This is a genomic window from Klebsiella sp. RC2 (assembly GCF_014192815.1).
GTDB lineage: Bacteria > Pseudomonadota > Gammaproteobacteria > Enterobacterales > Enterobacteriaceae > Klebsiella > Klebsiella variicola.
Genome location: NZ_JACHYL010000004.1, coordinates 24,691 through 43,002 on the forward strand (window position 1 = coordinate 24,691; position 18,312 = coordinate 43,002).

Here is an 18,312-nt window from a genome sequence, read left to right on the forward strand (position 1 = left end):
AGGCCATGTTCATTGCTCATCACGGGGTAACCTATGCTCGCCGCCCTCCCCTTCTTACTGTGCTATAGCGGATTGACGCTAGCATTATGTCAGCAGGACCTGCGTTACGGCTTGCTGCCAGACCGTTTCAGCTGTCCCCTGCTATGGAGCGGCTTGCTTTTTTATCTCTGTCTGGCGCCGCATCAGCTCAACGAGGCTGTCTGGGGAGCACTAGCCGGCTATCTCTCGTTTGCCGCCCTTTATTGGCTATACCGCAGGGTCCGTGGGCATGAAGGATTAGGCTATGGCGATATAAAATATCTCGCCGCCCTTGGGGCCTGGCATGGCTGGCGAATGCTGCCGCAGCTGGTGCTGGTAGCGTCATTGCTCGCTGGCATGACGTGGGTGATATTGGGACTGTCCGCCAGGTGCGGCGGCAACAGAAAATGGGAAAAGAATAACCCGCTGCCATTTGGGCCATTTCTGGCGGCAGCAGGTTTCTGGTGCGGGTGGCAAACGCTGGCTAATCTGACACTTTGATCTGCGACTGCAGGTAATTTTGCAGGCCAATTTTGCCAATGAGATCGAGTTCGGTTTCCAGCCAGTCGATATGGCCTTCTTCATCCGCCAGGATCTCAATCATCATATCGCGGCTGACATAGTCATGTACGCTGTCGGCATAGGCGATCGCTTCACGCAGGTTTTGCGCGCCTTCCAGCTCCAGGCGTAAATCTGACTGCAGCATCTCTTCCACATCTTCACCGATGCCAAGTTTGCCGAGATCCTGCAGATTAGGAATGCCTTCGAGGAAAAGAATACGCTCGATGTACTTATCGGCGTGCTTCATTTCATCAATTGATTCGTGGTACTCAATATCGTTGAGGCGCATCAGACCCCAGTTTTTGAACATTCTCGCATGGAGAAAGTACTGATTGATTGCGACCAGCTCATTTCCCAATAATTTATTGAGATAACTTATGATTTTGACATCACCTTTCATTATATAGTCCCTCCGCTTCCACTTATTGAAGCGTAGTCCGGCCTATAGGGATGTCAAAAGAGAAGCGCGGACTTCAGGCGATTTCTTTGAATTCCGGCATGGTGGTTAATTCATCTTCCATCACTTCACGTGCAGCTCGAACACACTTACCGCATTGATTTCCAACGGGAACAAACTTACGTAATTGCTGAAAAGATTGCGGTTGAAACTGGCGAACAACCTGGCGAATTTTTTTATCGCTAACGCCATTGCACAAACAAACGTACATATAAACTCCCGTTCAATTTATGCACAAATATTAAATGAGAATAGTTATGATTACAATAGACCATTTGCGCATTATCCGCCGCAGCGCACGTTATGAATGGTGTGTTGTACACGTTATTTCGCGGAACTGCGCGCAGCAAAAAGGGCGCCGAAGCGCCCTTTTTATTCGAAGCTAACGAATTAGCCCAGAACTTTAGCTACAACGCCCGCGCCAACGGTACGGCCGCCTTCACGGATTGCGAAACGCAGACCGTCGTCCATCGCGATCGGGTGGATCAGGGTAACAACCATTTTGATGTTGTCGCCCGGCATAACCATCTCTACGCCTTCCGGCAGTTCGATGGTGCCAGTCACGTCAGTAGTACGGAAGTAGAACTGCGGACGGTAGCCTTTGAAGAACGGAGTATGACGGCCGCCTTCGTCTTTGGACAGGATGTACACTTCAGATTCGAACTTGGTGTGCGGCTTGATGCTGCCCGGCTTAGCCAGTACCTGACCACGTTCGATTTCTTCACGTTTGATACCACGCAGCAGAACACCAACGTTCTCACCAGCACGGCCTTCGTCCAGCAGTTTGCGGAACATTTCAACGCCAGTACAGGTGGTTTTCGCGGTGTCTTTGATACCAACGATTTCAACTTCTTCACCGACTTTGATGATACCGCGCTCTACACGACCGGTAACAACGGTACCACGACCGGAGATGGAGAATACGTCTTCGATCGGCAGCAGGAACGGCTTGTCAATCGCACGCTCTGGTTCCGGGATATAGGTATCCAGGTGGCCAGCCAGTTCGATGATTTTCGCTTCCCACTCTGCGTCGCCTTCCAGCGCTTTCAGAGCAGAACCACGAACGATCGGAGTGTCGTCGCCCGGGAAATCGTACTGAGACAGCAGTTCACGAACTTCCATCTCAACCAGTTCCAGCAGCTCTTCGTCATCAACCATGTCGCATTTGTTCAGGAACACGATGATGTACGGAACGCCTACCTGACGACCCAGCAGGATGTGCTCACGAGTCTGCGGCATCGGGCCGTCAGTCGCAGCAACAACCAGGATCGCGCCGTCCATCTGCGCAGCACCGGTGATCATGTTTTTAACATAGTCGGCGTGGCCCGGGCAGTCTACGTGCGCGTAGTGGCGAGTCGGGGTGTCATATTCAACGTGAGAGGTGTTGATGGTGATACCACGAGCTTTTTCTTCCGGTGCGTTATCGATCTGGTCGAATGCACGAGCAGAACCACCGTAGGTTTTAGCCAGAACGGTAGTGATGGCAGCAGTCAGGGTAGTTTTACCATGGTCAACGTGGCCGATAGTACCAACGTTGACGTGCGGTTTTGTACGTTCAAATTTTTCTTTAGACACGGCTATATTCCTTACTATAGTGCTCTCCCCTTCGGAGAGAGCACGGGACTTAGGTTTTAATCCTGTGGATTATTTACCACGGGCTTCAATAACGGCCTGAGCAACGTTGTTCGGCGCATCATCATACTTCAGGAATTCCATGGTGTATGATGCACGACCTTTGGTCAGAGAACGCAGCTGAGTTGCATAACCGAACATTTCGGACAGCGGTACTTCAGCGTGGATCTTAACGCCGGTTACTTCGGATTCCTGACCGCGCAGCATACCGCGACGACGGCTCAAGTCACCGATAACATCACCAGTGTTCTCTTCCGGAGTTTCTACTTCAACCTTCATGATCGGCTCAAGCAGAACTGGTTTTGCTTTCTTAAAGCCTTCTTTAAAGGCAATAGACGCAGCCAGTTTAAACGCCAGCTCAGAGGAGTCAACGTCGTGGTAAGAACCGAAGTGCAGACGGATACCCATATCAACTACCGGGTAACCTGCCAGCGGACCAGCTTTCAGCTGTTCCTGGATGCCTTTATCAACGGCCGGGATGTATTCGCCAGGAATTACACCACCTTTGATGTCGTTGATGAACTCGTAACCTTTCGGGTTAGAGCCCGGCTCCAGCGGGTACATGTCGATCACAACGTGACCGTACTGACCACGACCACCAGACTGCTTGGCGTGTTTACCTTCGATATCGGTAACTTTCGCGCGAATCGCTTCACGGTAAGCAACCTGAGGTTTACCGACGTTCGCTTCAACGTTGAATTCACGCTTCATACGGTCAACGATGATGTCGAGGTGCAGCTCACCCATACCGGCGATGATGGTCTGGTTAGACTCTTCGTCAGTCCATACGCGGAATGACGGGTCTTCTTTAGCCAGACGACCCAGAGCCAGACCCATTTTTTCCTGGTCAGCTTTGGTTTTCGGCTCAACGGCGATGGAGATTACCGGCTCAGGGAATTCCATACGCTCCAGAATGATCGGCGCATCCGGGTCACACAGGGTGTCACCAGTGGTTACGTCTTTCAGACCGATAGCAGCAGCGATGTCGCCCGCGCGAACTTCTTTGATCTCTTCACGTTTGTTAGCGTGCATCTGTACGATACGACCGAAACGCTCACGTGCAGCTTTCACGGAGTTCAGTACGGTATCACCAGAGTTAACCACACCGGAGTACACACGGAAGAAGGTCAGGTTACCAACAAACGGGTCGGTAGCGATTTTGAACGCCAGTGCAGAGAACGGCTCTTCGTCGCTTGCGTGACGCTCAGCCGGGGTATCTTTACCGTCGTCCAGAATACCGTTGATTGCCGGAACATCAACCGGGGATGGCAGGTAATCAATTACCGCATCCAGCATCGCCTGAACACCTTTGTTCTTGAACGCAGAACCGCAGGTTACCAGGATGATTTCGTTGTTCAGAACACGCTGACGCAGAGCTTTTTTGATCTCTTCTTCAGTCAGTTCTTCACCACCCAGGTATTTCTCCATCAGCTCTTCGGAAGCTTCCGCAGCGGACTCGATCAGGTTCTGGTGCCATTCGTCAGCCAGGTCCTGCATGTCAGCCGGGATATCTTCGTATTCGAAGGTAACGCCCTGGTCTGCATCGTTCCAGTTGATGGCTTTCATTTTCACCAGGTCAACAACACCGGTGAAACCTTCTTCAGCACCAATCGCCAGCTGCAGCGGAACCGGGTTCGCGCCCAGACGGGTTTTGATCTGACCAACAACTTTCAGGAAGTTCGCACCCATGCGGTCCATTTTGTTAACGAACGCAATGCGCGGAACTTTATATTTGTTTGCCTGACGCCATACGGTTTCAGACTGTGGCTGAACACCACCAACTGCGCAGTAAACCATTACCGCACCATCAAGAACACGCATGGAACGTTCTACTTCGATAGTGAAGTCAACGTGCCCCGGGGTGTCGATGATGTTTACACGGTGCGGTTCATACTGCTTAGCCATACCAGACCAGAATGCAGTAGTCGCAGCGGAAGTGATGGTGATACCACGTTCCTGCTCCTGCTCCATCCAGTCCATGGTAGCGGCGCCGTCATGAACTTCACCGATTTTGTGGTTTACACCGGTGTAGAACAGAATACGTTCGGTAGTAGTGGTTTTACCGGCGTCGATGTGCGCACTGATACCGATGTTACGGTAGCGTGCGATGGGTGTTGTACGAGCCATTTGATTCCTCGTTTATTTCTTTAGGCGTTCAGTTAAGTTATCCAGAGCGGGCGACTCATCTGAAGCGCCCGCCTGGTGACTATGACTCCGAAGGGATTACCAACGGTAGTGTGCGAACGCCTTGTTGGCTTCGGCCATACGGTGAACGTCTTCACGTTTCTTAACTGCAGTACCTTTGTTGTCTGCAGCATCAGTGAGTTCGTTCGCCAGGCGCAGAGCCATGGATTTATCACCGCGTTTACGAGCAGCTTCAACGATCCAACGCATTGCCAGAGCATTACGACGAACCGGACGAACTTCAACTGGAACCTGATAAGTAGAACCACCAACGCGGCGAGACTTAACTTCTACAGTCGGGCGCACGTTGTCGAGAGCGACTTCGAAAGCTTCCAGTTCATTTTTACCAGAGCGCTGAGCCAGGGTCTCCAGCGCGCTGTATACGATTGCTTCTGCAGTAGATTTTTTACCATCTACCATCAGGATATTGACAAATTTAGCCAGCAGTTCTGATCCGAACTTCGGATCCGGCAGAATTTTACGCTGACCAATGACGCGACGACGTGGCATGGAAATACTCCGTTGTTAATTCAGGATTGTCCAAAACTCTAAGAGTTTAGTATGACATTAAGGTAAATCAGTTTGGCCTTACTTAACGGAGAACCATTAAGCCTTAGGACGCTTCACGCCGTACTTGGAGCGAGCCTGCTTACGGTCTTTAACGCCGGAGCAGTCAAGCGCACCACGAACGGTGTGGTAACGAACACCCGGAAGGTCTTTAACACGACCGCCACGGATCAGGATCACGGAGTGCTCCTGCAGGTTGTGACCTTCACCACCGATGTAGGAGGTGACTTCGAAACCGTTAGTCAGACGCACACGGCAAACTTTACGCAGTGCGGAGTTCGGTTTCTTAGGAGTGGTGGTATATACGCGAGTACATACGCCACGTTTCTGCGGGCAGGCTTCCAGCGCAGGCACGTTGCTCTTTGCAACTTTGCGTGCGCGTGGTTTGCGTACCAGCTGGTTAATTGTTGCCATTAAATAGCTCCTGGTTTTAGCTTTTGCTTCGTAAACACGTAATAAATCGCCTCATATAATATGAGGACGCAGAATTTTAGGGCGGTGCCGAAAAGGTGTCAAGAAATATACAACGATCCCGCCATCACCAGGCCAGCTGACCGGCATGTTTTACCGTGAGTCTGACGAAATCAGTATAGCTAACCCTACCGACACTGTCCGCAATTTGACCAGCCAGCCCGCGGGCGTCAACGTCGTCTTGCAGCACATAGAGGGTTATGGGGGCGGATTGCAGGATCTCAAGGAAGCGACCACCGGCGATGGCCGCCGTGACGCCATCAGACAGCAATAACAGATCGTCACCGTGATCCATCACGCGAAGCATTGCTGCGATATCGGCATGCCAGGGAGAAACACTGAGCGTATGGAGCATGGGGACCTCAGAAACGCAAAATCACATCAAATTCATGCAGACGGGCGCGCAGGGCATCCGGCGCCAGGCATTCGACATCCACCACCCACGGAGTAGCGGGGTCCAGACCGCGCTCCCGCGCGGAGTCGGCACACAGCCAGCACTGATCGATATCATACAGTGACAGCAGTTTAAAGGTGGCTATGTAGTCGCGAGCCAGCACTGCACCCGGCCGTTGATCGGGCAGCAGTTGAAAAACGCCGTCGCCTACAAAGAACACGCCAATCTCGTCGGTGAGCGCGGAGGTTGCTAATAAGGCATCGAGCCCTTCCCTGCCGGCGGCGCTGCCGTGCGGCGCGGAGGAAAAAATAAAAGCCACACGTTTCATCAGAACTGCACCATCCGATCGCAAGTGAGCGCGGCTTCCGCCAGCGCGCCGAGCCCGCTCAGCGTGAAGCCGGGTTGCAAATTGTGGCTGGCCAGCGCGAGCTGTTGCGCCTCACGCTCGTCCGTTACGCCTCGACGCAAGGCAGCCGCCACGCAGATGTGTAGTGCCACACCTTGTTCATCGTGCAATGATTGCCACGCGCGCACCAGATCGAACTCATCGCTGGCGGGCGCCGTCAGTTGGTTAGCGTTGAGCACGCCTTCGCGATAGAAAAAAACGCATGCCAGTTCATGACCTTCCTGCAATACGGCCTGGGCAAACTGCCAGGCGCTGCTCGCCTGCTGGGTCCCATAGGCAGGGCCAGTCACCGTGAGGGCAAAACGCATTACTTATCCAGCCCCTGGAAATCGCCGCTCTTGAACTGGCGGATATAGAGGTAGACGGTATGCTTGGAGATATTCAGACGATCGGCCACCTGGTTAATGGCGTCTTTGATATCGAAGATCCCTTTTTCGTAGAGATTCAGCACGATTTGGCGGTTTTTCGCATTATTAGACACGCTGCGATCGGCGTTCACCTCTTCAATGGTGAATTCCAGCGTCTGCGCGACCAGATCGTCAACCGAGGAAGCAAAGTTCACCGGTGAGTTGACCTCCGGCGTTTCTGGCGGAATAAAGGTGCTCATGATCTGTGAAAAAGGCACATCCAGATTCATGTTGATGCACAGCAGACCGATCACCCGATGATCGCGATTGCGAATGGCTATCGTCACCGACTTCATCAGTACGCCGCTTTTGGCGCGGGTGAAGTAGCATTTGGAAACGCTGCTATCGGCGCCCGTCATATCGTGCAGCATGCGCAGCGCAAGATCGGTAATCGGTGAACCGATTTGGCGGCCGGTATGTTCACCATTGGCGATACGGATGGCAGAGCATTTAAGATCCTGCAAAGAATGCAGCACGATTTCACAGTGCGAACCGATGAGCATCGCCAACCCGTCCACCACCGCTTCATAAGATTTAAGAATATCGAAATCGGTCTGGTCAAAGGGACGTTGATCCAGCAGGTCAAGCTCGCTGGTTTCGTTGGTTAAAAGCGACCTGGACATGAAAAAAAGCACTCCTTTTCAGGAGCCTGTCGTTATTGTCAGGGCAGGCTCATCATCATTATTAAGCTATCTAAAGTAATACAGCGCCTGAGGATCTTTCCAGTTTTAATTATATCTGCGCTCAATAAAAAAGCCGCCGCCTCTGACGAGACGGCGGCCTGAACCCGATTACTTCTTAGCGTCAGCATTCGCGTCTGCGGCTTTCGCGTCGCCAGCGGCTTCCGGCTGTGCATCCGCCTTAGGCGCCGGTTTGATATCCAGCAGTTCTACGTCAAAGACCAGCGTAGAGTTGGCCGGGATCCCCGGAACGCCGGTTTTGCCGTAAGCCAGATCCGGTGGAATGACCAGCTTGATTTTACCGCCTTTCTTGATGTTCTTCAGGCCTTCCGTCCAGCCCGGGATCACGCCGTCCAGGCGGAAAGAGAGCGGCTCACCGCGGGTATAAGAGTTATCAAACTCTTTACCGTCGATCAGGGTGCCTTTGTAGTTAACCACCACGGTGTCGCTGTCTTTCGGCGCATCACCAGTGCCTTCTTTCTCGACTTTATACAGCAGGCCAGTTTTCGAGGTTTTCACGCCCTTCTCTTTAGCAAAGCTATCGCGGAAGGTTTTGCCTTTGGCTTCGTTCTCAGTCGCGTCTTTTTCCATTTTCTGCTGAGCCGCGGTCTTCACGCGCGTTTCAAAGGCCTGCAGAGTCTGTTCGATCTCCTGGTCGGACAGCTTGCTCTTATCGGCAAACGCGTCCTGTACGCCGGCGATCAACTGGGCTTTGTCCAGCTTAATGCCCAGCTTTTCTTGTTCTTTCAGGGAGTTTTCCATGTAACGCCCGAGAGACGCGCCCAGTGCATAGGCGGATTTCTGATCGTCATTTTTAAATGCCGATTTACTCTCAGCCGCTGGGGCTGCCTTCGCCGCCGCATCTGCAGCAAAGGTCAGCGGTGCATTCAGGGCGACGGCCATTGTGGTCGCCAGCAGCGTTACTTTAAACAGTGATTTCATCCATTTCTCCAGGGCCGGGGCCTCTCACCCCAGGGTTATCGTAAAAAGCAAAAAACGTACTATAGAACGTTGCCGTTAAAATCTACATACGGACGTTCCTGAATATCGCCTCTTTTAGGACTATTTTTGTATGAATAAGTTTCCTGTCAGACGCAGCGATGCTGCGCGAAAAGAGAAACTTAAGTAGAATCCGCTCGCAGGATCAGACTAAAGAGGTTACCCATGCACGATAGCACATTAGAAACGCGCCTTGCAGAGCTGGAAAGCCGGCTGGCGTTTCAGGAAATCACCATCGAAGACCTCAATAAAACCGTGACCGCCCACGAGATAGAGATGGCGAAGATGCGGGAGCATATGCGTCTGATGATCGAGAAACTGAAGGCGACCCAACCGTCCCATATCGCCTCTCAGGCAGAAGAGACGCCGCCTCCCCATTATTGAGACGTAAAAAAAGCGGGTTTCCCCGCTTTTTTTGGCTATCCGCGCGAACGCGACGCCATTAGTGGCAACCGCAACCGCCGTTACCGCAACCACCTTTGCCGTGTTCATGGTCGTGACCATGATCGTGGCCGTGGCCGCCGCAGCAACCGTCATGACCATGGTCATGATCGTGATCGTGGCCATGAGCGCCATGCACGTGACCATGCTCCAGCTCTTCAGCCGTTGCTTCACGAATAGCGACAACTTCCACATTGAACTTCAGGTTCTGGCCAGCCAGCATGTGGTTGCCATCAACCACAACGTGGTCGTCTTCAACTTCAGTGATTTCTACCGGTACTGGACCCTGATCGGTTTCCGCCAGGAAGCGCATACCAACCTGCAGTTCATCAACGCCCATAAAGACGTCTTTCGGTACACGCTGCACCAGGTTTTCGTCATACTGGCCGTAAGCGTCGTTAGCGCCGACAGCTACGTCAAATTTGTCGCCCACTTCGTGGCCATCCAGCGCGTTTTCCAGGCCGGAAATCAGGGAGCCGTGACCGTGCAGGTAATCCAGCGGCGCGCTTACCGGAGACTCATCAACCAACACACCGTCTTCTGTACGTACCTGATAGGCCAGGCTGACCACCAGGTCTTTTGCTACTTTCATGATATCTCCTGAGATGGGAAGAATAGTGGCGCAGATTGTAGCGGAATTCTGCAGCCGTGTACCCTCTAGCTTAAAAAAAGCCGACGGATAACGCTAGTCGGGATGAAAAATGCCAATCACCTGCTCCTCTTTGCGTACATGCTCACGGGCCTCTTTATCCGCCTCACGCATTTGGTGACCACACTTAACGCATTCAACGACATCGACATTATTCTCACGCCACATCGCCAGCGAATCCTGCGCCTGGCACGCCGGACATTTCGCCCCGGCAATAAAACGTTTACGCACTGCCATATGATTTACCTTTATTCAAACTCGTCCCAGCCGTCCAGCTGCCGACTTTCTTTCTGCATTTCACGCTGAAAAATCTCTTCCAGTTCGCGTCGGGCTTCCCGCACGCGAGATACCTGTACCGTATCAGTATGCACTGGCATTAACTCGCGCAGCATTCGCATATCGAGCCGTCGGAAGTGCAGTTGCGCGCGCTGGGCCTGGTGAGGATGCATCCCCAGGGTGATGAGCGCTTTGCGCCCCAGTTCCAGTGCACTGGAGAAGGTTTCACGAGAAAACTGCGTCACACCGGCCTGCAGCAGCTCATGCGCCTCAACGCGACCGCGTGCGCGGGCCAGAATATGCAGATGTGGAAAGTGTTGTTGACACATTTCCACCAGCCGCATGGTGTCTTCCGGCTCATTACAGGTGATGACGATCGACTGCGCCTCTTCCGCTCCCGCCGAGCGCAGCAGCTCCAGCTGGGTAGCGTCGCCAAAATAGACTTTGTAGCCATAGTTTCGCATCAGATTCACCGCGCTGATGTCCCGCTCCAGCACTGTAATACGCATCTTATTGGCCATCAGCAGGCGACCGATAACCTGACCAAAGCGACCAAACCCGACAATAATCACCTGCGGCTTGTCATCCTCCACCCACGGCGCCTCATCGGTATCATCTGCCGGATTCAGCCGTCGCGACAATAGCTTATCTATCCCCTTCATCAGCAGCGGCGTCGTCATCATCGACAACGTCACCGCCACCAGCAGCAGCGCCATCTGGTCATGCTGGAACAACCGCTGAGAGGCGGGCAGCGAAAAGAGGACAAACGCGAACTCACCGCCCTGGCTTAATACGCCCGCAAACTGCATCCGCTCTGAACTTCGCAGGCCATAGAAGCGGGCCAGGAGATAGAGCACCAGCATTTTTACCGCCACCAGCACCGCCACGCTCACCGCCACCCACAGCAGATGGGTATACAGCACGCCAAGGTTCAGCGCCATGCCGACGGAGATAAAGAACAGCCCGAGCAGCAGCCCCTTGAACGGATCGATAGCGATTTCCAGTTCGTGGCGATACTCGCTTTCCGCCAGCAGCACGCCGGCGATAAAGGTACCCAGCGCCATCGACAACCCCAGCGCCTCCATAAACAGCGCCGACCCAAGGACCAGCAGTAGCGTGGCGGCAGTAAACACTTCCCTGACCCCCGAGCTGGCGATAAAGCGGAACACCGGCCGCAGCAGATAGCGTCCGCCAATCAGCATCCCGGCAAAGGCCAGGACCTTCATACCGACCGTCAGCCAGTTAACATGCTCATCCGCGGAACCGGCCAGCAGGGGAACCAGCGCCAGCGCCGGGATCACCGCCAGATCCTGAAACAGCAGCACCGAAAAGCCTAACTGCCCCGATTCGCTGCGGCTCATTCCCTTCTCACGCATCAGCTGCAGCGCCATGGCGGTGGAAGACATCGCCAGGCCGATCCCGCCGACCACCGCCGCCTGCCATGAAAACCCGGTCGTCATCAGCAGACCGCCAAGGATCGCCGCGCTGAGCATCACCTGCGCCGCGCCGACGCCGAAGATGGAGCTCCGCAGCCGCCATAGCTTGGCCGGATTAAGCTCCAGGCCGATGATAAACATCAGAAACACCACACCGAGCTCAGAGAAATGGAGAATTTCATCCACATCGCTGATAAACCCAAGTCCCCACGGGCCAATCGCAATCCCGGCCAGCAGATAGCCCAGCACCGCGCCAATACCCAATCTTGAGGCCAGAGGTACGGCAATAACGGCGGCGAACAAAAAAAGAACGCCCGCCAGCAGCAAATCAGATCCCGCCATGTATACCTCCGGCGGTAAGGGGATTGGCCAGCCAGTCCCGGTAGGCTCGAGCGCGGCTACGCAATTCCTCTGGCTGTTGCCGCCGGGCCCAGTAGACAATAATGGGGCTCATCCAGTGCATACGGCACATGCCGGCGGTCAGTTCAAAAGGACGTAAAATATCGTTCATCGGATAGCGATTGGCATCGCGACGGTAGGCGCTCTCAGGTTCGCCGGTGGTGATCACACTACGCCAGTACTTTCCCGCCAGTTCGTTTCCTCCGGCACCGCTGGCGAAGCCGCGGCTTAACACACGATCCAACCACTCCTTGAGCAGCGCCGGACAGCTCCAGGTATATAAAGGATGCTGGAAAACAATCACCTCATGCTGGCGCAGCAGGTCCTGTTCATGAGCGATATCGATAAAAAAATCCGGATAGTGCGCGTAAAGATCGTGCACGGTGACGTTCGGCAACTGTAAGGCCGGCTCTAATAAAACCCGGTTGGCCACGGAATCATGAGATTCTGGGTGGGCATACAGCAGCAACACTTTCGCTGTCTGAGACATCATTCCCCTCCCGTAGGTCTTCTGGCGGCCTGCGCAGCCCCGGTGTTCTGACACCGCCAGAATGACTTTGTGTATCGTCTTCGTTTTGGGCTACCATGGCGGCCCGGTGAAGCGATTCGCTTCCACACTACATTATCATAATGACAAATTAACATAGTCTGAACATACGGCGCCTTATGATTGTTTTCTCCTCGTTACAAATTCGTCGCGGCGTACGCGTCCTGCTGGACAACGCCACCGCTACCATCAACCCTGGCCAAAAGGTCGGTCTGGTGGGCAAAAACGGCTGCGGGAAATCGACGCTGCTATCGCTTTTGAAAAACGAGATAAGCGCTGACGGCGGCAGTATGACCTTTCCAGGCAGCTGGCAGCTGGCATGGGTGAATCAGGAAACCCCGGCGCTGCCTCAGCCGGCTATCGATTATGTTATTGATGGCGATCGTGAATACCGCCAGCTGGAAGCCGCGCTCCAGCAGGCAAATGAGCGCAACGACGGCCATGCCATCGCCACGGTCCACGGCAAGCTGGACGCCATCGACGCCTGGACCATCCGTTCGCGCGCTGCCAGCCTGCTGCACGGTCTGGGATTCAGCAACGAACAGCTGGAGCGGCCAGTCAGCGATTTTTCCGGCGGCTGGCGTATGCGCCTTAACCTCGCCCAGGCGCTGATTTGCCGCTCCGATCTGCTGCTGCTCGATGAACCGACTAACCACCTCGACCTCGATGCCGTCATCTGGCTCGAAAAATGGCTTAAGGGTTACACAGGTACGCTGATCCTGATCTCCCACGATCGCGATTTTCTCGATCCTATCGTCGACAAAATTATCCATATCGAACAGCAGACGATGTTTGAGTACACCGGTAACTACAGCTCGTTCGAAGTGCAGCGCGCTACCCGTCTCTCTCAGCAGCAGGCGATGTACGAAAGCCAGCAGCAGCGCGTTGCGCATCTACAAAGCTATATCGACCGCTTCCGCGCTAAGGCCACCAAGGCCAAGCAGGCGCAAAGCCGTATCAAAATGCTCGAACGGATGGAGCTTATCGCCCCGGCGCACGTGGATAACCCGTTCCACTTCAGCTTCCGCCAGCCGGAGAGTCTGCCTAACCCGTTACTGAAAATGGAGAAAGTCAGCGCCGGTTACGGCGAGCGTATTATCCTCGACTCCATCAAGCTCAATCTGGTGCCGGGCTCGCGCATCGGCCTGCTGGGCCGCAACGGCGCCGGGAAGTCGACTCTGATTAAGCTGCTGGCGGGTGAACTCCAGCCGGTGAGCGGCGAGATCGGTCTCGCAAAAGGTATCAAGCTCGGCTACTTCGCCCAGCATCAACTGGAGTTCCTGCGTGCCGATGAGTCGCCGCTGCAGCACCTGGCGCGCCTGGCCCCGCAGGAACTGGAGCAGAAACTGCGTGATTATCTGGGCGGCTTTGGTTTCCAGGGCGATAAGGTCAGCGAAGAGACCCGCCGCTTCTCTGGTGGAGAAAAAGCGCGACTGGTACTGGCCCTGATCGTCTGGCAGCGCCCTAACCTGCTGCTGCTCGATGAACCGACCAACCACCTTGACCTCGATATGCGTCAGGCCTTAACCGAAGCGCTGATCGACTTTGAAGGGGCGCTGGTTGTCGTGTCGCACGATCGTCACCTGATCCGTTCCACCACCGACGATCTGTACCTCGTCCATGACGGTAAAGTCGAGCCGTTCGACGGCGATCTGGAAGATTATCAGCAGTGGCTCAGCGATTCGCAAAAACAGGAATCACAGAGCAGCGACGCGCCAAAAGAGAGCGGCAACAGCGCCCAGGCGCGCAAGGACCAGAAGCGTCGGGAAGCGGAACTGCGCAGCCAGACCCAACCGCTGCGCAAAGAGATCGCCCGTCTGGAAAAAGAGATGGACAAGCTCAACGCGCAGTTGGCCAGTGCGGAAGAAAAACTTGGCGACAGTGAGCTTTATGACGCCTCACGTAAAGCCGAACTAACCGAATGCCTGCAGCAGCAGGCCAGCGCGAAGTCCGGGCTGGAGGAGTGTGAAATGGCCTGGCTGGAGGCCCAGGAGCAGCTGGAGCAGATGCTTCAGGAAGGCTAATATTGACTTCCTCATCCTGCCTGCGCGTACGATGCCGCTGGCAGGGTGGGTTTCTGCCCTCTCCATGGCCTGCCATCAGTGACATCAATGATTTGTTTTTGCTGTAACCTGGCGTCGCTGGCCACAAGACCACATATTGGCTAACCCCTGTGCGCCCTGCGCGGTATAGTCATCATCACGTTTATTAATTGTTCTGGTGCTATGGTTGAAATCATCCCCACAGACATGACGCCCCCCGAAAACGATTCGCGTGAGTTCCATCCGATGCGCGGCGTGGGCAATCGTCATCTGCAAACCATGCTGCCGCGGCTGATCCGCCGTAAATTGCGCTTTACCCCGCACTGGCAGCGCCTTGAGCTGCCGGACGGCGATTTTGTCGATCTGGCCTGGAGCGAAGACCCGCATCAGGCGCGCCATAAGCCGCGCCTCGTCGTCTTTCATGGTCTCGAAGGAAGCCTGCACAGCCCGTACGCCCATGGTCTGATCCACGCGGCGATGCAGCGCGACTGGCTGGGCGTGGTTATGCATTTCCGCGGCTGCAGCGGCGAACCTAACCGCAATAACCGCATCTATCACTCCGGCGAAACAGAAGATGGCACCTGGTTTCTGCACTGGCTACAGCGCGAGTTTGGTCCCGCGCCGACTGCGGCCGTCGGCTATTCACTAGGCGGCAATATGCTGGGCTGCCTGCTGGCAGAAGAAGGCGACCGCTGCCCGCTGGATGCGGCGGTGATCGTCTCCGCGCCTTTTATGCTGGAAGCCTGCAGCTATCATATGGATAAGGGCTTCTCGCGGGTTTATCAGCGCTATCTGCTCAATCTGTTAAAAGCCAATGCCTCACGCAAGCTGAAAGCGTATCCTGGCTCACTGCCTGTCGATTTACGCCAGCTTAAAGGGATGCGCCGCATCCGGGAATTTGACGATATGATCACCGCCAAAATCCATGGTTTCGCCGATGCGCTGGATTATTACCGGCAATGCAGCGCCATGCCGCGGCTCAGCGATATCACTAAGCCAACGCTCATCATTCACGCGAAAGACGATCCATTTATGGATCACCACTCCATACCGCCGCAGGAGCAACTGCCGGCGAACGTTGAGTATCAATTAACTGAGCAAGGCGGCCACGTTGGTTTCGTCGGCGGCACCCTGCGTAAGCCGGAGATGTGGCTGGAAAGACGCATCCCGGACTGGTTAAACCGTTGGCTGGAGGTCGCCGTATGATTATTCCCTGGCAGGATCTGGATCCCGAAACGCTGGATAACCTGATTGAAAGCTTTGTGTTACGTGAAGGCACCGATTATGGTGAACATGAACGTTCACTTGCCGATAAAGTCGCCGATGTAAAACAGCAGTTGAAACGCGGAGAGGCGGTCCTTGTGTGGTCGGAACTGCATGAGACGGTCAATATTATGCCGCGCGCGCTGTTTAACGGCTAAGGCGACGCCACTACATCGTTTAACCAGGGAGTTGTTATGTCTGCCAAACATCCGGTGATCGCCGTCACGGGCTCCAGCGGCGCGGGCACTACCACCACCAGCCTTGCCTTTCGCAAAATCTTCGCGCAGCTAAACCTGCACGCCGCGGAGGTGGAAGGCGATAGCTTTCATCGCTACACCCGCCCGGAAATGGACATGGCGATCCGCAAGGCGCGGGATCAGGGCAAACATATCAGCTACTTTGGCCCGGAGGCGAACGACTTTGGCCTGCTGGAGCAGACCTTTATCGACTATGGCCGCCACGGAAAAGGCCAGTCGCGGAAATACCTGCATACCTATGACGAAGCCGTACCGTGGAATCAGGTGCCAGGGACTTTCACCCCCTGGCAGCCGCTGCCGGAGCCGACAGACGTACTGTTCTATGAGGGGCTGCACGGCGGGGTTGTCACGCCGCATCATGATGTCGCCAGCCATGTCGACCTGCTGGTCGGCGTAGTGCCTATCGTTAACCTCGAGTGGATCCAAAAGCTTATTCGCGACACCAGCGAGCGCGGCCACTCCCGGGAGGCGGTGATGGACTCAGTCGTCCGCTCGATGGAAGACTACATCAACTTCATTACCCCGCAATTTTCCCGCACCCATATCAACTTTCAGCGCGTGCCGACGGTAGACACTTCCAACCCGTTTGCCGCGAAAACTATTCCCTCGCTGGACGAGAGCTTTGTGGTGATCCATTTCCGTAACCTGCAGAATATCGACTTCCCCTGGCTGCTGGCGATGCTGCAGGGGTCGTTTATCTCGCACATGAACACGCTGGTGGTGCCGGGCGGTAAAATGGGGCTGGCGATGGAGCTTATCATGACGCCGCTGGTCGAGCGCCTGATGGAAGGCCGCAAGATCGGCTAACAGAAAAAACCCCGGCCAGGCCGGGGTTGAGATGCTTCACAACGGCAGGCGAAGACTACGCCTCGATCACTTCATAGGAGTGGGTGATCTTCACCGCTTTTTCCAGCATCAGCGCCACCGAGCAGTATTTCTCTGCCGACAGATCCACCGCCCGGGAGACCGCGGCATCTTTCAGCGCCTTACCGGTGACGATAAAGTGCAGATTAATATGCGTAAACAGACGCGGCGCCTCTTCGCGGCGCTCCGACGTCAGCTTCACTTCGCAGTTGGTCACCTCATGGCGACCTTTTTGCAGAATAGAAACCACATCGATCGCACTGCAACCGCCCGCCGCCATCAGCACCATCTCCATCGGGCTGGGTGCCTTATCCCCGGAGTTGCCATCCATCAGAATCTGGTGTCCTGACGCGGACTCCCCGATAAAGGTTAACCCTTCAACCCATTTCACACGCGCTTGCATAAAATTTAACTCCAGTATCGCAATTTTCCTGTCAGATTACGCGCACATAACAATTCTCGCAACGGAAGGCGACCTGCGTCATGCTGAAGCGAGACACCAGGAGACATGCGGCGAAAGCTATGCTAAAACAGTCTGGATGCTACAGTATTACATTGATGTACTGCATGTATGCAGAGGAGTTCACATTACGGGCTGTCGAAAAATCATCAGCCAGCTTCCCAGGTATAGGGAAACAATACGATTGCATGCCCGGACGCCGTGTAGTGTCGGCGCCCGGAGATAGCTTATAACAGAGGATAACCGCGCATGGTGCTTGGCAAACCGCAAACAGACCCTACCCTTGAATGGTTCTTGTCTCATTGCCACATTCATAAGTACCCATCAAAGAGCACGCTGATCCACCAGGGTGAAAAAGCAGAAACGCTGTACTACATCGTTAAAGGCTCCGTGGCTGTACTCATCAAGGATGAAGAAGGTAAAGAGATGATCCTCTCCTACCTCAACCAGGGCGATTTCATCGGTGAATTAGGCCTGTTTGAAGAGGGTCAGGAGCGTAGCGCCTGGGTACGGGCGAAAACCGCATGTGAAGTGGCCGAAATCTCTTATAAGAAATTCCGTCAGCTGATCCAGGTTAACCCGGACATTCTGATGCGCCTCTCTTCGCAAATGGCTCGCCGTCTGCAGGTCACGTCTGAGAAAGTGGGCAACCTCGCCTTCCTCGACGTGACGGGCCGTATCGCCCAGACGCTGCTGAACCTGGCGAAGCAACCCGATGCCATGACCCACCCGGACGGTATGCAAATTAAAATTACCCGTCAGGAAATTGGTCAGATCGTCGGCTGCTCTCGTGAAACGGTTGGCCGTATTTTGAAAATGCTGGAAGATCAGAACCTGATTTCCGCACACGGTAAAACTATCGTCGTCTACGGCACCCGTTAAGTTGCTAAGCGGCGTATTGC

General features: G+C 54.6%; 23 protein-coding genes. 7 read left to right on the top strand and 16 right to left on the bottom strand.

Annotation, left to right across the window (positions count from 1 at the left end):
• Positions 1-33: 33 nt before the first annotated feature.
• Positions 34-519, top strand: a complete 486-nt coding sequence (locus FHW76_RS13770) for an A24 family peptidase (protein ID WP_087732043.1) — start codon at positions 34-36, stop codon at positions 517-519.
• On the opposite strand, the gene bfr is transcribed toward FHW76_RS13770, so the two are convergent.
• The 11 genes from bfr to fkpA form a co-directional block, all read right to left on the bottom strand.
• Positions 503-979, bottom strand: a complete 477-nt coding sequence (bfr, locus tag FHW76_RS13775) for a bacterioferritin (protein ID WP_004206792.1) — start codon at positions 977-979, stop codon at positions 503-505. The two genes, FHW76_RS13770 and bfr, sit on opposite strands and share 17 nt — an antisense overlap.
• A gap of 73 nt (positions 980-1,052) precedes the next feature.
• A complete protein-coding gene (bfd, locus tag FHW76_RS13780; protein WP_004152415.1) occupies positions 1,053-1,247 on the bottom strand; it encodes a bacterioferritin-associated ferredoxin in 195 nt (64 codons plus the stop codon).
• A gap of 179 nt (positions 1,248-1,426) precedes the next feature.
• Positions 1,427-2,611 (bottom strand): elongation factor Tu, encoded by a 1,185-nt coding sequence (tuf, locus tag FHW76_RS13785; protein ID WP_012540432.1) that lies wholly within the window; start codon positions 2,609-2,611, stop codon positions 1,427-1,429.
• Positions 2,612-2,680: 69 nt separating this feature from the next.
• Entirely contained in the window at positions 2,681-4,795 is a 2,115-nt protein-coding gene (fusA, locus tag FHW76_RS13790; protein WP_008807045.1) for an elongation factor G, read from the bottom strand.
• Between the two features lie 96 nt (positions 4,796-4,891).
• Positions 4,892-5,362: a 30S ribosomal protein S7 gene (rpsG, locus tag FHW76_RS13795; protein WP_008807044.1), complete on the bottom strand. Its 471-nt coding sequence runs from the start codon at positions 5,360-5,362 to the stop codon at positions 4,892-4,894.
• 96 nt (positions 5,363-5,458) lie between these two features.
• The gene (rpsL, locus tag FHW76_RS13800) at positions 5,459-5,833 is read right to left on the bottom strand and encodes a 30S ribosomal protein S12 (RefSeq protein ID WP_002920115.1); all 375 of its coding nucleotides are present in this window, start codon (positions 5,831-5,833) and stop codon (positions 5,459-5,461) included.
• Between the two features lie 124 nt (positions 5,834-5,957).
• Entirely contained in the window at positions 5,958-6,245 is a 288-nt protein-coding gene (gene tusB, locus FHW76_RS13805; protein WP_008807043.1) for a sulfurtransferase complex subunit TusB, read from the bottom strand.
• Between the two features lie 7 nt (positions 6,246-6,252).
• The gene (gene tusC / locus FHW76_RS13810) at positions 6,253-6,612 is read right to left on the bottom strand and encodes a sulfurtransferase complex subunit TusC (protein ID WP_012540431.1); all 360 of its coding nucleotides are present in this window, start codon (positions 6,610-6,612) and stop codon (positions 6,253-6,255) included.
• Positions 6,612-6,998: a sulfurtransferase complex subunit TusD gene (gene tusD, locus FHW76_RS13815; RefSeq protein ID WP_008807041.1), complete on the bottom strand. Its 387-nt coding sequence runs from the start codon at positions 6,996-6,998 to the stop codon at positions 6,612-6,614. The genes tusC and tusD overlap by 1 nt, the downstream gene beginning before the upstream one ends.
• A complete protein-coding gene (locus FHW76_RS13820) occupies positions 6,998-7,720 on the bottom strand; it encodes a transcriptional regulator (protein WP_002920130.1) in 723 nt (240 codons plus the stop codon). The genes tusD and FHW76_RS13820 overlap by 1 nt, the downstream gene beginning before the upstream one ends.
• A 168-nt stretch (positions 7,721-7,888) precedes the next feature.
• Positions 7,889-8,719, bottom strand: a complete 831-nt coding sequence (gene fkpA / locus FHW76_RS13825; protein ID WP_012540430.1) for an FKBP-type peptidyl-prolyl cis-trans isomerase — start codon at positions 8,717-8,719, stop codon at positions 7,889-7,891.
• A gap of 222 nt (positions 8,720-8,941) precedes the next feature.
• Between fkpA and FHW76_RS13830 the strand changes: the two genes are divergently transcribed.
• Positions 8,942-9,160 (top strand): protein SlyX, encoded by a 219-nt coding sequence (locus FHW76_RS13830; protein ID WP_002920136.1) that lies wholly within the window; start codon positions 8,942-8,944, stop codon positions 9,158-9,160.
• A 58-nt stretch (positions 9,161-9,218) separates the two neighbouring features.
• Here the strand turns inward: FHW76_RS13830 and slyD are convergent, their stop codons facing one another.
• The 4 genes from slyD to kefG form a co-directional block, all read right to left on the bottom strand.
• Positions 9,219-9,809 carry a peptidylprolyl isomerase gene (gene slyD, locus FHW76_RS13835; RefSeq protein ID WP_008807039.1) on the bottom strand — a complete coding sequence of 197 codons (591 nt, stop codon included), beginning with the start codon at positions 9,807-9,809 and terminating at the stop codon, positions 9,219-9,221.
• Positions 9,810-9,902: 93 nt separating this feature from the next.
• Positions 9,903-10,103: a YheV family putative zinc ribbon protein gene (locus FHW76_RS13840; protein ID WP_002920143.1), complete on the bottom strand. Its 201-nt coding sequence runs from the start codon at positions 10,101-10,103 to the stop codon at positions 9,903-9,905.
• Positions 10,104-10,114: 11 nt separating this feature from the next.
• Positions 10,115-11,920 (bottom strand): glutathione-regulated potassium-efflux system protein KefB, encoded by a 1,806-nt coding sequence (gene kefB, locus FHW76_RS13845; protein ID WP_023323333.1) that lies wholly within the window; start codon positions 11,918-11,920, stop codon positions 10,115-10,117.
• On the bottom strand, positions 11,907-12,470 hold the full coding sequence (kefG, locus tag FHW76_RS13850; protein ID WP_008807037.1) for a glutathione-regulated potassium-efflux system ancillary protein KefG: 564 nt from the start codon (positions 12,468-12,470) through the stop codon (positions 11,907-11,909). Before kefG ends, kefB begins: the two co-directional genes overlap by 14 nt.
• Positions 12,471-12,643: 173 nt before the next feature.
• Between kefG and FHW76_RS13855 the strand changes: the two genes are divergently transcribed.
• The 4 genes from FHW76_RS13855 to FHW76_RS13870 all read left to right on the top strand — a co-directional run bounded on the left by FHW76_RS13855 (position 12,644) and on the right by FHW76_RS13870 (position 16,893).
• A complete protein-coding gene (locus FHW76_RS13855; RefSeq protein WP_008807036.1) occupies positions 12,644-14,548 on the top strand; it encodes an ABC transporter ATP-binding protein in 1,905 nt (634 codons plus the stop codon).
• A gap of 225 nt (positions 14,549-14,773) precedes the next feature.
• Positions 14,774-15,772: a hydrolase gene (locus FHW76_RS13860; protein WP_162499952.1), complete on the top strand. Its 999-nt coding sequence runs from the start codon at positions 14,774-14,776 to the stop codon at positions 15,770-15,772.
• Entirely contained in the window at positions 15,769-15,987 is a 219-nt protein-coding gene (locus tag FHW76_RS13865) for a YheU family protein (RefSeq protein ID WP_002920151.1), read from the top strand. The genes FHW76_RS13860 and FHW76_RS13865 overlap by 4 nt, the downstream gene beginning before the upstream one ends.
• 36 nt (positions 15,988-16,023) lie before the next feature.
• Positions 16,024-16,893 carry a phosphoribulokinase gene (locus FHW76_RS13870; protein ID WP_032740264.1) on the top strand — a complete coding sequence of 290 codons (870 nt, stop codon included), beginning with the start codon at positions 16,024-16,026 and terminating at the stop codon, positions 16,891-16,893.
• Between the two features lie 55 nt (positions 16,894-16,948).
• On the opposite strand, the gene FHW76_RS13875 is transcribed toward FHW76_RS13870, so the two are convergent.
• Positions 16,949-17,353 (bottom strand): OsmC family protein, encoded by a 405-nt coding sequence (locus FHW76_RS13875; protein WP_004202200.1) that lies wholly within the window; start codon positions 17,351-17,353, stop codon positions 16,949-16,951.
• 306 nt (positions 17,354-17,659) lie between these two features.
• On the opposite strand from FHW76_RS13875, the gene crp reads away from it, so the two are divergent.
• A complete protein-coding gene (gene crp / locus FHW76_RS13880) occupies positions 17,660-18,292 on the top strand; it encodes a cAMP-activated global transcriptional regulator CRP (protein ID WP_000242758.1) in 633 nt (210 codons plus the stop codon).
• The last annotated feature ends 20 nt before the right edge of the window (positions 18,293-18,312 follow it).

Excerpts from the sequence above, each read along its gene's own strand:
- FHW76_RS13770 (WP_087732043.1), top strand. The coding sequence starts at position 34 with ATGCTCGCCGCCCTCCCCTTCTTACTGTGCTATAGCGGATTGACGCTA.
- bfr (WP_004206792.1), bottom strand. The coding sequence starts at position 979 with ATGAAAGGTGATGTCAAAATCATAAGTTATCTCAATAAATTATTGGGA.
- bfd (WP_004152415.1), bottom strand. The coding sequence starts at position 1,247 with ATGTACGTTTGTTTGTGCAATGGCGTTAGCGATAAAAAAATTCGCCAG.
- fusA (WP_008807045.1), bottom strand. The coding sequence starts at position 4,795 with ATGGCTCGTACAACACCCATCGCACGCTACCGTAACATCGGTATCAGT.
- rpsG (WP_008807044.1), bottom strand. The coding sequence starts at position 5,362 with ATGCCACGTCGTCGCGTCATTGGTCAGCGTAAAATTCTGCCGGATCCG.
- rpsL (WP_002920115.1), bottom strand. The coding sequence starts at position 5,833 with ATGGCAACAATTAACCAGCTGGTACGCAAACCACGCGCACGCAAAGTT.
- tusB (WP_008807043.1), bottom strand. The coding sequence starts at position 6,245 with ATGCTCCATACGCTCAGTGTTTCTCCCTGGCATGCCGATATCGCAGCA.
- tusC (WP_012540431.1), bottom strand. The coding sequence starts at position 6,612 with ATGAAACGTGTGGCTTTTATTTTTTCCTCCGCGCCGCACGGCAGCGCC.
- tusD (WP_008807041.1), bottom strand. The coding sequence starts at position 6,998 with ATGCGTTTTGCCCTCACGGTGACTGGCCCTGCCTATGGGACCCAGCAG.
- FHW76_RS13820 (WP_002920130.1), bottom strand. The coding sequence starts at position 7,720 with ATGTCCAGGTCGCTTTTAACCAACGAAACCAGCGAGCTTGACCTGCTG.
- fkpA (WP_012540430.1), bottom strand. The coding sequence starts at position 8,719 with ATGAAATCACTGTTTAAAGTAACGCTGCTGGCGACCACAATGGCCGTC.
- FHW76_RS13830 (WP_002920136.1), top strand. The coding sequence starts at position 8,942 with ATGCACGATAGCACATTAGAAACGCGCCTTGCAGAGCTGGAAAGCCGG.
- slyD (WP_008807039.1), bottom strand. The coding sequence starts at position 9,809 with ATGAAAGTAGCAAAAGACCTGGTGGTCAGCCTGGCCTATCAGGTACGT.
- FHW76_RS13840 (WP_002920143.1), bottom strand. The coding sequence starts at position 10,103 with ATGGCAGTGCGTAAACGTTTTATTGCCGGGGCGAAATGTCCGGCGTGC.
- kefB (WP_023323333.1), bottom strand. The coding sequence starts at position 11,920 with ATGGCGGGATCTGATTTGCTGCTGGCGGGCGTTCTTTTTTTGTTCGCC.
- kefG (WP_008807037.1), bottom strand. The coding sequence starts at position 12,470 with ATGATGTCTCAGACAGCGAAAGTGTTGCTGCTGTATGCCCACCCAGAA.
- FHW76_RS13855 (WP_008807036.1), top strand. The coding sequence starts at position 12,644 with ATGATTGTTTTCTCCTCGTTACAAATTCGTCGCGGCGTACGCGTCCTG.
- FHW76_RS13860 (WP_162499952.1), top strand. The coding sequence starts at position 14,774 with ATGACGCCCCCCGAAAACGATTCGCGTGAGTTCCATCCGATGCGCGGC.
- FHW76_RS13865 (WP_002920151.1), top strand. The coding sequence starts at position 15,769 with ATGATTATTCCCTGGCAGGATCTGGATCCCGAAACGCTGGATAACCTG.
- FHW76_RS13870 (WP_032740264.1), top strand. The coding sequence starts at position 16,024 with ATGTCTGCCAAACATCCGGTGATCGCCGTCACGGGCTCCAGCGGCGCG.
- FHW76_RS13875 (WP_004202200.1), bottom strand. The coding sequence starts at position 17,353 with ATGCAAGCGCGTGTGAAATGGGTTGAAGGGTTAACCTTTATCGGGGAG.
- crp (WP_000242758.1), top strand. The coding sequence starts at position 17,660 with ATGGTGCTTGGCAAACCGCAAACAGACCCTACCCTTGAATGGTTCTTG.